The organism is Pseudomonas sp. B1-22 (assembly GCF_050474425.1).
Taxonomy (GTDB): Bacteria; Pseudomonadota; Gammaproteobacteria; order Pseudomonadales; family Pseudomonadaceae; genus Pseudomonas.
The window spans coordinates 894,562-909,844 of sequence record NZ_JBCHVH010000002.1 but is presented as its reverse complement, the minus strand read 5'-3'; the positions used below and the strand labels follow the sequence as shown (position 1 = coordinate 909,844).

Here is a 15,283-nt window from a genome sequence, read left to right as displayed (position 1 = left end):
AGGTGAGGGCAGCATGGGCAGGCCAAAGAGCACGCGGGTCGATTCGGTGATGCACCATGTGCGCGAGCGCCTGGCCGCAAGGGCGCTGGTGCCGGGGGAGCGGCTGCCGTCGATCCGCCAGTTGGCCGAACAGTTGGAGGTGTCCAAGACCACGGTGGTCGAGGCCTATGACCGCCTCGCTGCCGATGGCGTGATCGCCGCCCGGCGCGGCTCCGGCTTCTATGTCAGCGGCCATGCGCCGCCCCTGTCGCTGGCGGAGATCAGCCCGGCGCTCGATCGCAGCATCGATCCCCTGTGGATATCCCGTCAGTCGCTGGAAGCCGCCGACACCTCGCTCAAGCCTGGCTGCGGCTGGCTGCCGCCGTCCTGGTTGCCGGAAGACGAGCTGCGCCGCGCGCTGCGACAGATCGCCCGGGCGCCGCAATCAAGCCTGCTGGAGTACGGCCGCCCCTACGGCCATTCCGGCCTGCGCGAACAACTGGCGCGGCGCCTGGCCGACTACGGCGTGCCGGTCGGCCCGCAGCAGGTGGTGCTCACCGACAACGGCACCCAGGCCATCGACCTGGTCTGCCGCTTCCTGCTGGAGCCGGGCGATTGCGTGCTGGTGGACGACCCCGGCTACTTCAACTTCCAGGCCCTGCTGCGTGCCCACCGCGTGCAGGTGGTCGGCGTGCCCTACACGCCGACCGGGCCGGACGTGGCCGCCATGGCGACCCTGCTGGAGCAGCACCGCCCGCGCCTGTACATCACCAACTCTGCCTTCCATAACCCCACCGGCGCGGTGCTCTCGCCCCTGGTTGCCCATCGCCTGCTGAAGCTGGCCGAGGCCCATGACCTGCTGATCGTCGAGGACGACATCTTCGGCGACTTCGAACACGAGAGCGCGCCGCGCCTGTCGGCCTTCGACGGGCTGGAGCGGGTGATCCAGGTCGGCAGCTTCTCCAAGACGCTGTCGGCCTCGGTGCGCTGCGGCTACATCGCCACCAAGCCGGAGTGGTGCGAGCGCCTGGTGGACCTGAAGCTGGCCACCAGCTTCGGCAACAGCCCGTTCAGCGCGGAAATGCTCCATGAGTTGCTGCGCAAGGGCAGCTACCGCCGGCATCTGGACAGCCTGCGCGCACGCCTCGCCGACGCCATGGGCGAGACGCTGCAGCGCCTGCGCGCGCTGGATATCCAGCCCTGGCTGGAGCCGCGCGGCGGCGTGTTCATCTGGGCCAGCCTGCCGGGCGGGCTGGATGCCGCCGAGGTGTCCCGTGCGGCGCTGGCGGACAACCTGGTGTTGGCGCCGGGCAACGTCTTCAGCCTCAGCCAGAGCGCCACCGGCTTCCTGCGCTTCAACGTCGCCCAGTGCCTGTCGCCACGGGTATTCGAAGGGTTGGAAAAAGCCATGGAGCGGGCGCGGGGACGCTGACAGAAAATATTTTCAGAACGGTCTGCAAGTTTTCCTTCGTCGTTCGGCCTCTGTGCAGTCCCGCTTGATCTGCACAAGGAAATTCCATGCCCGCCGTCCCCACCGCGCGCCAGCGTCCGCTGTCTCATGCCCTGCGTATCGCCGCGCTCGGCCTGGCCGCCAGCCTGCCGCTGCTGCCTTGCTCTTCCGTCCTGGCCGCGTCCTCCGCGCAGCACTTCAGCGTGCCCGCCGGCAGTCTGGAAGACGCGTTGAATGCCTACGCGCGTCAGGCCGGCGTGCTGCTGAGCTTCGATCCGACGCTGACCCGTGGCCTCGGCAGCCAGGGGCTGGCCGGCGACTATCCGGTGGACACCGGCTTCGCCGTGCTGCTGTCGGGCAGCGGCCTGTCCGCTGAAATCAGCGCCGACGGCAGCTACCGTCTACAGCGCAGTGCCATCGAAGGCGCGCTGGAAATGAACGCACAGACCATTACCGGCGAGGCCGAGGAAGACCCCAGCGGCCCGGTGCGCGGTTATGTCGCCAAACGCAGCCTCACCGCGACCAAGACTGACACGCCAATCCACGAGACGCCGCAGTCCATCTCCGTGGTGACCCGCGAGCGCATGGAGGCCCAGGCCGTTCACTCGGTGAACGAGGCGCTGCGCTACACGCCGGGTGTGTCGTCCTACGGCTCCAACAACCGCTCGGACTGGTACACCGTGATCCGCGGCTTTTCGCCCACCACCTACCAGGACGGCCTGCAGTTGCCCAACACCATCAACCTCGCCAGCTGGATGGTCGACCCTTACATGCTGGAGCGCGTCGAAGTGCTGCGTGGCCCGGCTGGCGTGCTCTACGGCCAGGGCGATCCGGGCGGGGTGATCAACCAGGTGTCGAAGCGCCCCAGCCCAATCGCCAGCCATGAACTCCAGGTGCAGTACGGCAGCGACGCGCGCAAGCAACTGGGTCTCGACAGCACCGGCGCGCTGGATGACGCCGGGGTATGGAGCTACCGCGTGGTGATGGTCGGCCACGAGGACGACATCCGCGATACGCCCTGGGAAGACAAGCGCCTGGCCCTGGCGCCGTCGCTGAGCTGGCAACCGGACGAGGATACCCGCCTGACCGTCATGGCCAGCTACCTGAAGGACGACACCAATGCCCAGGACAATTTCCTGCCGGCGGTGGGCACGGTGGAGCACAGCCCCTACGGCAGGATCCGCCGCAGCCTGTTCACCGGCGACAAGCATTTCTCCAGGTACGAGAAGGAGCAATACAGCCTCGGCTACGAGTTCGAGACGCGTCTGAGCGATGTCTGGCAGGTTCGCCAGAACCTGCGTTACGCCCATCTCGATCTGAACGACAACATGGTCTACGGCGTCGGCACCACCGGCTACTGGGGCATGGAAGGTGGCGACGACCGCACACTGCTGCGCTATGCCGGTATCGAGAACCCCGAATACACCCGCTGGACCCTGGACAACCAGGCCCAGGCTGACTTCAACACCGGCTGGCTGCGCCACACCCTGCTGCTCGGCCTGGACTGGCAACGGCAGAAGACCGAGGACCCGCAGGCCTACGTGCTGACCACGCCGCTGGACCTCTACGGCGGCCCGTCCTACGGCCCGGTGGACCCGTCCGCCTTCACCCCGGACGACTGGACCTACACCGACCAGACCCAGCGCCAGACCGGCCTGTACCTGCAGGACCAACTGCACTTCGACGACCACTGGGTGCTGTCCCTGGGCGGCCGCTACGACTGGGCCAGTTTCACCACCGACACCCGCAGCACGACGAGCAGCAGCCATGCCAGTCAGAAGGACGAAGCCTTCAGCGGCCGGGTCGGACTGGTCTATCTCGCCGACAACGGCCTGGCGCCCTACATCAGCTATAGCGAGGGCTTCACGCCCAATGCCGGCGCCGACTACTACGGCAAACCCTTCGACCCGACCAAGGCCAGGCAGTACGAAGCAGGCGTGAAGTTCCAGCCCACGGGCTCGGACAGCTCGGTGACCGCCGCGGTGTTCGAGATCACCCAGCGCGACGTGGTCACCCCCGACCCGGACCCGAGCCACGTCAACAGCAACGTGCAGACCGGCGAGGTGCGTTCCCGTGGCCTGGAGCTGGAGGGCGTGGCGAGCCTCAGCGACGCGCTGAACCTGGTTGCGACCTACACCTACCAGGACGTGAAGATCACCCAGGCCAATGACGCCAGCGACGGCAAGACGCCGGTCAGCATCCCGACCCCGCGCAACCTGGCCTCGCTGTGGGCCGACTACACATTGCGCGACGGCGAGCTGAAGGGGCTCGGATTCGCCGCCGGTGCCCGCTACAACGGCCGCAGCCCGGGGGCCCCGGACAACTCGCTGAACGTGCCCAGTTACACCCTGCTCGACGCCGCCGTGCACTACGAGACCGGCCCCTGGCGCTTCGCGGTCAACGCCACCAACCTCACCGACCGCGAGTACATCGCCGGCTGCTACGACGCCACCCGCTGCATCTACGGCAACGGTCGCATCGTCACCGGGACCGCGACCTACCGCTGGTAAGCAGGCAGCCCGACATGGCGATCTGCCACGGCTCCAGCTATGTGGATGCGGGACGGGCTGTAGGGATTTTGAACGGTCGTACGTGTTGATCGGAAAGAGATGACTTCACGGGCAAAAAGAGTGGATAAGTCGGGCGGCTGCGAGGCTCTAGGATAATTGCTTCAGCGCCCCGGAGACGGGTACCTCGGGGTGATAACGACGATTAGAAAACTGAGGACTTTCCATGGCCCAGCCGTGCCAGCTGTATCTGAAGGTCGCCATCAGCCGACCGAATCTCGAGGCTTTCCTGCACAGCGAGGCGGACTCGGCGTCCTGCTTCGACGACTTCGAGCAATGGCTCGATATCAACCGACGCTGGCGAGGAAACATGACCTGGCACGAGCTGTGCGAACTGGGGCAGGGCACCACGGCGCAGGCCTGGGTCGACGGCTGGAGCCGGCACCTGCGCTCGCCGGCCTGGAACCTCTATGACGAGGCGACCCAGACCTGGACCCTGGCGGTACTGGAGTTCGCCGAAAGCCGCGAGTGGGTGATCGGTGCGCTCAACGTGCTGCGGCGGATCGCCGATTTCAAGGACCTGCCAGGGCCGGATCACCTGCTGATATACGAATACCTGTTCGAGCAGGGCAATGTGGTCGCCGCCGTGGAGCTGCTTCCCGGCCAGTCACGCATTCTGCCGCACGATCCACCGGCGGGACTCACCGTCGAAGCCGACCGGGTAATGGGGCGCCTGCTGCGGGCCATGGACGTCAGCGGGGCCTATGCCGTGCAGCGGATAGCCGACACAGCTGCTGACAAAGATACCGACTGATTTCTTTTAATTGAGAAGCAATATCATATAATTCTGCTTTTCAATCACGCCTCCAGGGAACCGCCCGGGAGGCTTCGCAGGATTCACCCGCATGTCTGCTTCTCCGCGCTCCCAAGGGTTGAGTGGTACCCAGGCCGGCGCCATCACCGCGCGCATCCTGAGTGCCGTGGTCGGCGGTTACGCCCTGGCCTACAGCGCCACGGCCTTCCTCAGTGTCTACCTGCCGATGCCGCGTCCGGACCGCGTGTCCCTGGCCAGCCTGGCCTGCTTCATCGTCTGGGTCGCGGCGATCCTCTACGCCTTTGGTGCTCGCAGCCCCTGGCGTGCCGTCTGGGTGCCGGCAGCGCTGAGCCTGGTGCTCGGGCTGGCGGCTTTTCTTCCCACCGGTTACGGAGTGCGCCCATGAGCCTGCGCCAATCCATGTCCGGGCTGCACACCTGGAGTGGCCTGCTGGTCAGCTGGGTCCTGTTCGTGGTGCTGTTCTCCGGCACCCTGGCGGTGTTCGACAAGGAACTGAGCCGCTGGATGCTGCCGCAACTGCAGCCGCTGGAGTCGATCCAGGTGGGCGCCGACCAGGTCCGCGACCTGATCGTCGAACGCGCGCCCCGGGCCCATGGTTACTGGATGCTGCCGCCGAGCGAGCGCATGCCTTATTGGACCGCGGGCTGGGAGCCGGAAGGCGTGGGCGAGTTCCAGTCCTTCCTGGTCGATGCGCACAGCGGCGAGGTGCTGCCGCGCACCGTCGGCGGCAACTTCTTCTTCGAGCTGCATTACGAACTGCACGGCGGCGTCATCGGGCTTTACGTGGTCGGCGTGGCCGGCCTGTTCATGCTGGTGGCGCTGGTCAGCGGGGTGATAGTGCACCGGCGCATCTTCAAGGACTTCTTCACCCTGCGGCCGAAGGCTGCCAGGCAGCGTGCCTGGCTCGATGCGCACAATGTGCTGGGCGTACTCGGCCTGCCGTTCCACCTGCTGATGGCCTACACGGGGCTGGCGATCTTCATCACCTTCTATATGACCGCCGGCATCCAGGCCGCCTACAAGAACGACATGGAGCGCTTCGAGCATGAAGTACAGGGGGCTTTCGAGCGCGAGGAACTGGGCAAGCCGGCCAAGCCGCCGAAGTCCATCGATCGCATGATCCTCAAGGCGCGCGAGGCCTGGGGCGACGACAGCGCCGTAGGCTGGATCAACGTCGAGCATCCCAATGACGCCGCGGCGATGGTCCAGGTGCGCCGGGCGGTGGACCGCAGCATGGTGAACGACCAGCGCACGGTGTCGTTCGACTCCGGCACCGGGGCGCTGCTGCATGTGCAGCCGCCCTATACCCCCGGCTATCACACCTACGCCTGGCTGACCGGGCTGCACATGGCGCAGTTCGGCAATCATCTGCTGCGGGTGATGTATTTCGTCCTCGGCCTGGTGGGATGCACCATGGTCTTCGGTGGGCTGCAGGTCTGGGTGAGCAAGCGCGAGGCACGCGGCCACCGGGGCGTAGCAGTGGTGCGGGTACTCAATGGCGCGGTGTGCGGCGGCCTGCCGTTGGCCTCGCTGGCGCTGTTGGCGGCGTCGCGACTGCTGCCTGCCGAGATGGTTGGCCGTGAGCGCTGGGAGGCGATGGCGTTCGTGGTAGCCTGGTTGCTGGCGCTGGCCCATGCGCTGTGGCGCCGTGGCGGGCGGGGCATGGCTCGCGAGCAGTGCGGCGCGCTGGCCGCGTTGGCACTGTTGCTGCCGGTACTTGGCCTGTTCGGGCCCGAGCCCGGCCGACTGACAACCCGTATCGCCGAGGGTGACTGGTTGATGGCGGGGGTCGAGCTTGGTTTTCTGGTGACGGGCGTACTGTGCGCCTTCCTGGCCTGGCGCCTGGGCCGGGAACGCGCCGAGCCCGTGCGTGTGCGTCGTGGCCGTACCGAGGAGTTCGCCTGATGTTACTGGTGTTTGGTCTCAACCTGCTGGCATTGGCGGCGGCCTGCCTGTCGCTCGCTCGGCATCACCGGGATCTGTTCGGAAGTGCGCCGTCGGATGTCCGTGTGCTTCTGTTGCGGGGTGTCGCGCTGGTGGATGGTGCGTTGGCGTTGGCCTTTGCGATTCACCGCATGGGGATTGAGCTAGGTGTCGTGTATTGGGCGTGCCTGTTGATGATCGCGGGTGCGGTTCTTGTACTCTTGCTGGCCTGGCGGCCGCGTTGGACGTTGCCAACGGCGGCGGTGATGCCGGTGATTGGCGGGGTTTTGGCGGTGATAGGCTGACGCTGGCCTGATCGGCTGATCGCGGACGGAGTCCGCTCCTACGCAGGCGCAATGCGCCGGTGTTCCCCTGTGAAAATGAATTCATCCGCGAGGGATTTCGCGGACAAGGTCCGCTCCTACTGGGACGGCCCCATGCTCTGGCTTTAGCTCTTGAGGACTTCCAGAGAAACATCCGCGCGTGCCGGAGCGCCCCTTCAGAAGGCCGAGTGGAATCGGAGTATCAGGGGTTGAGCGGCATGGATGCCGCGAGAGCGCCGTTGGGCCATGGATGGCCCGTCGACGCGTGCCCCTGAAAGTCCGATGGAGCGAGGGGAGTCCCGCGAAGCGGGACCCGAATGATGGGGCAAGACCTTTGGTTACTTTCTGTCGTTTGAGAAAGTAACTCGCCCGAGGGGGCGAAACAAAATCTCCCAGTACACGCCGAAGCGGCGCAGAAACACTGTACGAGACTACGAAGAGCAAGGGCATCGCGGACAAAGTCCGCTCCTACGGCGCTGATGTCCTGGAGATCGCGGGCAGGTACAGGGCCGACCGCCTATTCCTCGAACGCCGCCCGATACTCCCCCGGCGTCCCACCCATCACCGACCGGAACCGATTGGCGAAATGACTGGCACTGGAGAACCCGCACGCCAGCGCCACCTGTGCCAGCGGCTGCCGGGTATCGCGCAGCAGGCGCTGCGCCAGGGCCACGCGGCGGGCCAGGACGTACTGGTGCGGCGGCATGCCGAAGCTTTCGCGGAACATTCGCGCGAAGTGGTATTCCGAGAGCGCCGTCTGCATCGCCAGCTCCCCCAGCGACAACGGCTGGTCCAGGCGCTGCTCGATGTATTCGGCCACGCGCCGGCGCATCGCCGGCGCCAATCCGCCTTTCAACCGCAGCCCTTCACGCAGTCCCACCTGGTTGAGCAGCAGGTGGTCGATCAGATCGTGGGCCACGCTGCTGGTGCGGATGCGCTCGCCCGGCTCCTGCCAGTCCAGTTTCACCAATTGGCGGAAGCGCGCCGCCTGCTGCGGGTCGTCGAGGAAGGTGCGTTCGTGCAGTTGCAGCTCGCGCGGCTCGCGGTCCAGCAGGCGGATACAGCCCAGGGCGAACTGTTCCTGGCCGATGTACAGGTGGGCCAGGCGGATGTCGCCGTTGACGATCCAGGCCGACTCCGAGCCGGCGGGCATCACGCACAGCTTGTCCGGCGCGCCCTTGCTGCCAGGGGCACCACGGCGGAAGGTGCCGGTGCCGTCATTGAGGTAGCACGACAGCGTGTGGTGGCTGGGCGCGTGGTAGTCGCGGGCGTCGTGGCTGTTGCTCCAGATCGCCGCCGACAGCCCGTCGCCCAACTCGGCGCAACGCTCCAGGCGGGCGTTGGGCGACGAGTTCATCGACTGGAAGACTTCGAGTGCTTCGATGGCGGTCATGGACGTTCCTCTGCTGCGTCCAACTCTACCCGCGCGGGCGCGCGTTGCCAGCCCGGTTGTCGCAATAAGCGCAAGAATCTGCAAGCCGGCGCCGGGGCAGGGCGGGAGACTGTTTCCCTGCCACCCGGAGACCGTCATGAACCTCTCGCTCTACCTGCTCACCGTACTCATCTGGGGCACCACCTGGATCGCCATCAAGCTGCAGGTCGGCGTGGTCGCCATTCCACTGTCCATTGCCTACCGCTTCAGCCTGGCGGCGCTGGTGCTGTTCGCCCTGCTGCTGCTCTCGCGGCGCCTGCAACCGCTGGGCCGCCGCGGGCAGGCAATCTGCCTGGCGCAGGGGCTGTGCCTGTTCTGCGTGAACTTCCTGTGCTTCTACACCGCCAGCCAGTGGGTGCCCAGCGGGCTGATCGCCGTGGTGTTCTCCACCGCCACCCTGTGGAATGCGCTGAACGCGCGGATCTTCTTCGGCCAGCGCATCGCGCCGAACGTGCTGGCGGGGGGCGCCCTGGGACTGGCGGGTCTGGTGCTGCTGTTCTGGCCGGAACTGTCCCGCCACAGTGCCGGCCGCGAGACCTACTACGGACTGGGCCTGGCCCTCGCCGGCACCCTCTGCTTTTCTGCGGGCAACCTGCTGTCCAGCCTGCAGCAGAAAGCCGGGTTGCGCCCGCTGTCGACCAACGCCTGGGGCATGCTCTATGGCTCGCTGATCCTGCTGGCGATCTGCCTAGTGCAGGGCGTGCCCTTGACCTTCGATACCAGCAGCCAGTACGTCGGCTCGCTGCTGTACCTGGCAATTCCCGGTTCGGTGATCGGCTTCACCGCCTACCTCACCCTGGTCGGGCGCATGGGGCCGGAACGCGCCGCCTACTGCACCGTGCTGTTCCCGGTGGTGGCGCTGAACGTTTCAGCCTTCGCCGAAGGCTATCAGTGGAGCCTGCCGGCGCTCGCCGGGCTGGGGCTGGTGATGGCGGGGAACGTGCTGGTGTTCCGCAAGCCCAGGCCGGCGCTGCAGCCCGCGCGGGTGTGAGGAGGACGCTCAGGCCTGCTCACGCCCCGGCGGCGGCGGAGCTCGTTCGTCAGCGAACCGCTATACATGCCTTGAACGAGCTGCTCCGTTCTGAAAGGCGTTGCGCTCAGCGTTCAAGCGCATTTTCTGGTCACGTTATGCCGATCTGACAGTCTGGATAAGTAGTATCCGGTTGCGTCTGGGTTTCTTTCGGAAATATCCAGCGATTTTCCTAGACCAGATGAACTTGTCCTTGGCCTTCATATTGCTATCATATCGCCCCCTCGACGACTCTTTGACCATGGAAAAGTTCCCATGGCCTGGCAAATCATATTGAAATGCCTGGCTATGCAAGGATGCGCTACGCAATGAATGACTATGTTGCTCCACCCCGCAGAGATGCTGAAATCGACCTTCTGGCCCTGTGTGGCTCCCTCTGGACGTACAAGTTCCTGATCCTGGGAGTGACGCTTTTCATCTTCGCTTGTTCCACGCTGTACGCGATGCTGGCGACGCCTGTATACCAGGTGGAAAGCGTGCTTCGGCCCGTAGCGCTCAAGCACCTCGATGAGCTCAATGGCACGAAACTGATGGAATTGAGTCCTGCCAATGCATTGCAGCAGGTGGGTGTGGCGCTGGAGTCCTACAGCATTCGTCTGCAGTTCCTCCGTGATAATCCGGAGTTGACCGCTGCGCTGCAGATTGGCGATGAGCCGCTTGAGCAGGTGCTCGAGCGACTGAACCGTGACGGATTTACCGTGCTGCGCCCTGACCTGAAGAAGGCGCCGGATAGCTCACCCTTTGTAGGGCTACGTTTTGCCTTCCCCGCCGGTGTCGACGGCGTTGCAATCGTCAACGGACTGGTTGGTGCCGCGGTGGAGCGGGAGCGCCAGCGAATCCAGGATGATTTCAGCGTTCTCCTGGCTAACCGCCTGGCACAGGTCGAGAGCAAGATCGCGGCGCAGCGGGCAGCCTATGACGCCGACAAAGAAGCCAAGATCGCGGTCCTTCTGGAGGCCGATCGCCTTCAGAAAGTTCAGCTTGAGGACGAACTCCGAGCGCTTCGCCAGCAGTTGCTGGTTCGGCGGCAGAATCGCATCAAGCAACTCAATGAGGCGATTCAGATCGCTGAACGGCTGCACATTACCAAGCCGACCACACCTTCTGCCTTGGGCGATAGCCAACGGGAAACCCAGGGGAGCATCTTCCGGACCGAGGTCAATAATCAGCAGATACCGCTCTACTTCATGGGGGTGGAAGCCCTGGAGGCTGAGCGATCTGCCTTGATTGCCCGACAGTCCGATGATTTTTCCGAGCCGCGTATTTCCGAGATTCAGAAACAGCTGACACTGCTCGCCCATAACCGCGAGGTCGAAGTGCTGCGGGACCGCGCGAACGAAGAACTGTTTCTTGCGAATCTTGCTGCACTCACCGAGCAGAGGGCCAGGCTGGAGCATATGAAAGTCGATTTCTCCAAACTGCAGCTGGTGCAGCTCGATCAGTCTGCTACCACGCCTTCGGCGCCGGTGCGGCCTCGCAAGCTGCTGATCATGGCGCTCGGCCTGATCATCGGTGCGGCGTTTGGCGTGGGCGCCGCGCTCGTCGCCGTGCTGAGAAGAGGAAGGCCGGTGGTGCGCGAGGAGCGCAGTCTGGCTCTGAGTTATTCCTGATGATGTCCGTGCGTTGCCCACTACATATCCCTGGTTGTTTCGGGAAATGTGGTGGGCAACGCAACGAATCGGTAAGTCGGCATGGGCGCCCATGCCATGGACGCTGTTTTGCAGATGACGCCGTGGCGTAGCTTGATCGGGTTCGCCTGATCGGTCGTGGTGTCCGCGTCAGCCAGGCAGGAATGGGCGAAGGCGACACCCCTGCCGAGCGTCTACTGCGCTCTCATCGAAGGCCATCGCCTCATTCCATCCTGAGAAAAGCCGCCGCTGGTCAGTCTTTCCACACCTGCGGATTGACCAGGTTCTTCGGCCGCTCGCCGCGCAGCGCGGTCTCGAAGTTGTCCAGCGCGCACTCGGCCATGGCGCGGCGGGTGTCGAAGGTGGCGGAGCCGATGTGCGGCAGGGTCACGGCGTTGGGCAGGGCGAACAGTGGCGATTCAGCCAGCGGTTCCTTCTCGTAGACGTCCAGGCCGGCGGCGAGGATGCGTTTTTCCTGCAGGGCTTCCACCAGCGCGGCTTCGTCGATCACCTGGCCGCGGGCGATGTTGACCAGGATGGCGCTGGGCTTCATCAGCTCCAGCTCGCGCTTGCCGATCAGCTTGCGGGTCTGCTCCGACAGCGGTACCACCACGCAGACGAAGTCCGCCTCGCCCAGCAATTCGTCGAAGCCGCAGAAGCGCGCGCCCAGTTCCTGTTCCAGTTCCGGCTTGCGGCTGTTGCCGTGGTAGAGCACGTCCATGTTGAAGCCGAAGCGCCCGCGGCGGGCGATGGCGGCACCGATGCGGCCCAGGCCCAGGATGCCGAGCTTTCTGCCGTACACGTCGACGCCAAACTGCGGGGTGTCCACGGTGCGCTTCCACTGACCGGCCTTGGTCCAGGCGTCGAGTTCGGCGGTGCGCCGGGCGGTGGCCATGATCAGCGCAAAACCCAGGTCCGCGGTGGTTTCGGTGAGTACGTCGGGGGTGTTGGTCAGCGGGATGCCGCGCTGGTTCAGGTAGGCCAGGTCGTAGTTGTCGTAGCCGACCGAGACGCTGGAGATCACTTCCAGCTGGCCGGCGTTGGCCAGTTGCTTCTCGCCCAGCGGACGGCCCACGCCGATCATGCCGTGGGTGGTCGGCAGGGCGGCGGCGAACTGGTCGTTCACATCGCCCAGCTTGGGGTCGAGCACGGTGACGTTGAACTGGCTGCGCAGGCGATCGAGGTGTTCCGGGGCAAGGCGGCTGAATACGAAGACGTTCTTTTTCATGGTGCTCGGACGGCTGGGGATCAATGAAGGGGCTAACCCTATCATTGCCGGACTGGGGCGGGGCAGGGCTGGCGTGCGCGTCGGGCGGTTATCGAACGGCTCGGTTGCTCTTGTAGGAGCGAGTTTGCTCGCGAAAGGATTTCCCGGCGACCTCGGTGCAATGCGGTTCGCGAGCAAGCTCGCTCCTACAAGGGGATTCTGGAGATTTCGGAGCGGGGGAATAAGGAGTTGCGGGCAAGTTCGCTCACACCGGGGTAAGGAGTTACATCGAGCGAACTTGCCCGCAAACGCGAGAAACAGATCAGGGCGTGACGCTGGCGACGCCCGCCCCATCGGCCTGGAGCACGCCAGGCAGGTTTTCCCGCAGGTAGGCGACCCAGGTCTTGATCTTCGCATCCAGGTACTGCCGCGACGGATACAGCGCGTAAACGTTCAGCTGCTGCAGCTTGTAGTGCGGTAGCACGCGCACCAGCGAGCCGTTGCGCAGGCCGTCGACGGCCGAGTAGACGGGCAGGGCGGCAATGCCCATGCCGGAGCTGATGGCCTCGGTCATGGCGTCGCCGACGTTCACCTGGAAGGGCGAAGTACCCAGGGTAATCATTTCCTGGCCGTTGGGGCCATCGAACAACCACTTGTCCAGGGGTAGTACTGGACTGATAAGTCGCAGGCAGTCGTGCTCGATCAGCTCCGAGGGCGTTTTCGGCGCCCCGCGTCGCGCCAGGTACTCGGGCGAGGCGCAGAGGATGCTGTAGGTCTCGCCGATGCGCTGGGACACCAGGCCCGAGTCCGGCAGCTCCGAGGCGACCACGATGGCCACGTCGAAGCCTTCGTCGAGCAGGTCCGGCACGCGGTTGGCCATGGTCAGCTCGAAGGTCACTTCCGGGTGCAACTGGCGGTAGTGGGCGATGGCGCGGATCACGTAGTGCTGGCCGATGCCGGTCATCGAGTGCACGCGCAGACGGCCGGCGGGGCGGGCATGGGCGTCGCTGGCCTCGGCCTCGGCTTCCTCGACGTAGGCGAGGATCTGCTCGCAGCGCAGCAGGTAGCGCTGGCCGGCCTCGGTAAGGGCGATGCGCCGGGTGGTGCGGTTGAGCAGCCGCGCCTGGAGGTGCGATTCGAGGTTGGCCACCGCGCGCGATACGTAGGCGGTGGTGGTGTTCAACTGCTGCGCGGCGGCGGTGAAGCTGCCGGTTTCCGCGACGCAGACGAACGCTCGCATGGTCTGCAATGTGTCCATGGGGGCCTCGTCAGTGGGAGCGGCGTATTGTCACACGGATGAAGACATACATTGTTTCATTTTCGGTAATAAACAATCACAAATCAGCCGTCTTATCCGTTTCCTTCCGCCTCCCTAGAATTCAATCGCCGCAATTGGCTCTGCCGGCATCTCGACGCCGGTCCCACGCTGAAAAGCTAGATCACTTCCAGGACCCTCACTGTGTCGCGTCACCTCGTGAAAGGACTGACGTTCGTCGGCTCCTTTGTCATTTTTTCAACAATCGCCGGATGTATCAGCACCGATGGCATCGCCCCGCAGGAACAACGCCTGGGCGACACCGAGCTGGCCACCGACGCCGCCATTGCGCACGCCAACCGGGAAGCCGGCTGGCCGGCCGAACAATGGTGGCGCGCCTATGGTGATCCGCAGTTGAATGTCTGGGTGAAGACCGCGCTGGAGGGCAGCCCGACTCTGGCCCAGGCCGAGGCGCGGGTACGCATGGCGCTGTCCATGGCCGGCGTCGCCGAATCCGCCGAGTCGCCGCAGGTCAATGCCGACGCCTCGATTACCCGCCACCGCTGGCCGACCGACTACTTCTACGGTCCGGGCGAGCTGGCCGACACCACCACCTTCAACAACAACGCCGCCCTGGGCTTCAGCTATTCGCTGGACCTCTGGGGCCGTGAGCGCAGCAACACCGAGCGCTACCTGGACATCGCCAAGATGACCGCCGCCGAGGCGCGCATGGCCCAGCTGGAGCTGGAGAGCAACATCGTCCGCGCCTATATCCAGCTGTCGCTGCAGTACGCGGAACTGGACATCGGCAAGGCCATGCTCAAGCAGCAGCAGGACATCCTGGCCCTGGCCCAGCGCCGCCTGGCCGGTGGCATCGGTACCCACTTCGAAGTCAGCCAGGCGGAGACCCCGCTGCCGGAAACCGAGCGCAAGATCGAGTCGGTGGACGAGGAAATCCAGCTGACCCGCAACCAGATTGCCGCCCTGGCCGGCAAGGGTCCCGGCGCCGGCGCTTCAATCCAGCGTCCGAGCCTGAAGCTCGCCGCAGGACCGGGCCTGCCCAGCAAGCTGCCAATGGAGCTGCTCGGCCATCGCCCGGACGTGGTCGCCAGCCGCTGGAAGGTCGCCGCGCAAGCCAAGGGCGTGGACGTCGCTCGCGCCGAGTTCTATCCCAACGTCGACCTGGTCGCCAGCATCGGCTACAGCGCGGTGGGTGGCGGCGTGCTGGAATTCCTCAACGGCGAGAAGTTCACCTACGGCGTCGGCCCGGCCATCTCGCTGCCGATCTTCGACGGCGGTCGTCGTCGTTCGCAGCTCGGCCAGGAATCGGCCGGCTACGATGCCGCCGTGGCGCAGTACAACCAGACCCTGGTCAATGCCCTCAAGGGCATCTCCGACCAGTTGATCCGCATGCACTCCATGGAGCTGCAGCAGGGCTTCGCCGAGAAGTCCGTGGCCTCCGCCCAGCGCACCTACGACATCGCCACCAAGGCTTACCGTGGCGGCCTGACCGACTACCTCAACGTGCTCAACGCGCAGACCCGCCTGTTCCAGCAGCAGCTAGTGGAGCAGCAGGTACGCGCCGCGCGCCTGGCCACCCATGCCGGCCTGGTGGTCGCCCTGGGTGGCGGCCTGATGGAGGTCCAGGAAGGGCCGAAGGATTCGAAGATGGTGCCCGACACCGTCGATGTCCGCGCGGTCAGCGAGCGCTGAG

At 65.3% G+C, this 15,283-nt stretch carries 12 protein-coding genes; 9 read left to right on the top strand and 3 right to left on the bottom strand.

The genetic code is table 11. The features are described from left to right. The first annotated feature begins 13 nt into the window (after nt 1–13). The 6 genes from ACQ5BL_RS11000 (at nt 14) to ACQ5BL_RS10975 (ending at nt 6,999) form a co-directional block, all read left to right on the top strand. Nucleotides 14–1,411, top strand: coding sequence for a PLP-dependent aminotransferase family protein (locus tag ACQ5BL_RS11000; protein ID WP_243806353.1), 1,398 nt, complete (start codon nt 14–16; stop codon nt 1,409–1,411). A gap of 86 nt (nt 1,412–1,497) precedes the next feature. Beyond that, entirely contained in the window at nt 1,498–3,939 is a 2,442-nt protein-coding gene (locus ACQ5BL_RS10995) for a TonB-dependent siderophore receptor (RefSeq protein WP_243806352.1), read from the top strand. 223 nt (nt 3,940–4,162) lie between these two features. Then, the gene (locus tag ACQ5BL_RS10990; RefSeq protein ID WP_243806350.1) at nt 4,163–4,750 is read left to right on the top strand and encodes a hypothetical protein; all 588 of its coding nucleotides are present in this window, start codon (nt 4,163–4,165) and stop codon (nt 4,748–4,750) included. A 91-nt stretch (nt 4,751–4,841) separates the two neighbouring features. Next, nucleotides 4,842–5,156 (top strand): DUF3649 domain-containing protein, encoded by a 315-nt coding sequence (locus ACQ5BL_RS10985; RefSeq protein WP_243806348.1) that lies wholly within the window; start codon nt 4,842–4,844, stop codon nt 5,154–5,156. Beyond that, entirely contained in the window at nt 5,153–6,676 is a 1,524-nt protein-coding gene (locus ACQ5BL_RS10980) for a PepSY-associated TM helix domain-containing protein (RefSeq protein WP_243806347.1), read from the top strand. The genes ACQ5BL_RS10985 and ACQ5BL_RS10980 overlap by 4 nt, the downstream gene beginning before the upstream one ends. Further along, entirely contained in the window at nt 6,676–6,999 is a 324-nt protein-coding gene (locus ACQ5BL_RS10975; RefSeq protein ID WP_243806345.1) for a DUF3325 domain-containing protein, read from the top strand. Before ACQ5BL_RS10980 ends, ACQ5BL_RS10975 begins: the two co-directional genes overlap by 1 nt. 535 nt (nt 7,000–7,534) lie before the next feature. Here the strand turns inward: ACQ5BL_RS10975 and ACQ5BL_RS10970 are convergent. Next, nucleotides 7,535–8,410 carry a helix-turn-helix domain-containing protein gene (locus tag ACQ5BL_RS10970; protein ID WP_243806343.1) on the bottom strand — a complete coding sequence of 292 codons (876 nt, stop codon included), beginning with the start codon at nt 8,408–8,410 and terminating at the stop codon, nt 7,535–7,537. A 136-nt stretch (nt 8,411–8,546) separates the two neighbouring features. Between ACQ5BL_RS10970 and ACQ5BL_RS10965 the strand changes: the two genes are divergently transcribed. Together ACQ5BL_RS10965 and ACQ5BL_RS10960 are read left to right on the top strand one after the other, a co-directional pair. Beyond that, the gene (locus tag ACQ5BL_RS10965) at nt 8,547–9,440 is read left to right on the top strand and encodes a DMT family transporter (protein WP_207885905.1); all 894 of its coding nucleotides are present in this window, start codon (nt 8,547–8,549) and stop codon (nt 9,438–9,440) included. Between the two features lie 347 nt (nt 9,441–9,787). Then, on the top strand, nt 9,788–11,089 hold the full coding sequence (locus ACQ5BL_RS10960) for a Wzz/FepE/Etk N-terminal domain-containing protein (RefSeq protein WP_243806342.1): 1,302 nt from the start codon (nt 9,788–9,790) through the stop codon (nt 11,087–11,089). 271 nt (nt 11,090–11,360) lie between these two features. Here ACQ5BL_RS10960 and ACQ5BL_RS10955 read toward each other — a convergent pair whose 3' ends face one another. Both ACQ5BL_RS10955 and ACQ5BL_RS10950 read right to left on the bottom strand, forming a co-directional pair. Next, entirely contained in the window at nt 11,361–12,335 is a 975-nt protein-coding gene (locus ACQ5BL_RS10955; protein WP_243806340.1) for a 2-hydroxyacid dehydrogenase, read from the bottom strand. Nucleotides 12,336–12,636: 301 nt separating this feature from the next. Then, nucleotides 12,637–13,572, bottom strand: a complete 936-nt coding sequence (locus tag ACQ5BL_RS10950; RefSeq protein ID WP_207885902.1) for a LysR family transcriptional regulator — start codon at nt 13,570–13,572, stop codon at nt 12,637–12,639. Nucleotides 13,573–13,773: 201 nt separating this feature from the next. Between ACQ5BL_RS10950 and ACQ5BL_RS10945 the strand changes: the two genes are divergently transcribed. Then, on the top strand, nt 13,774–15,282 hold the full coding sequence (locus ACQ5BL_RS10945) for an efflux transporter outer membrane subunit (protein WP_430293122.1): 1,509 nt from the start codon (nt 13,774–13,776) through the stop codon (nt 15,280–15,282). Nucleotide 15,283 lies beyond the last annotated feature (1 nt).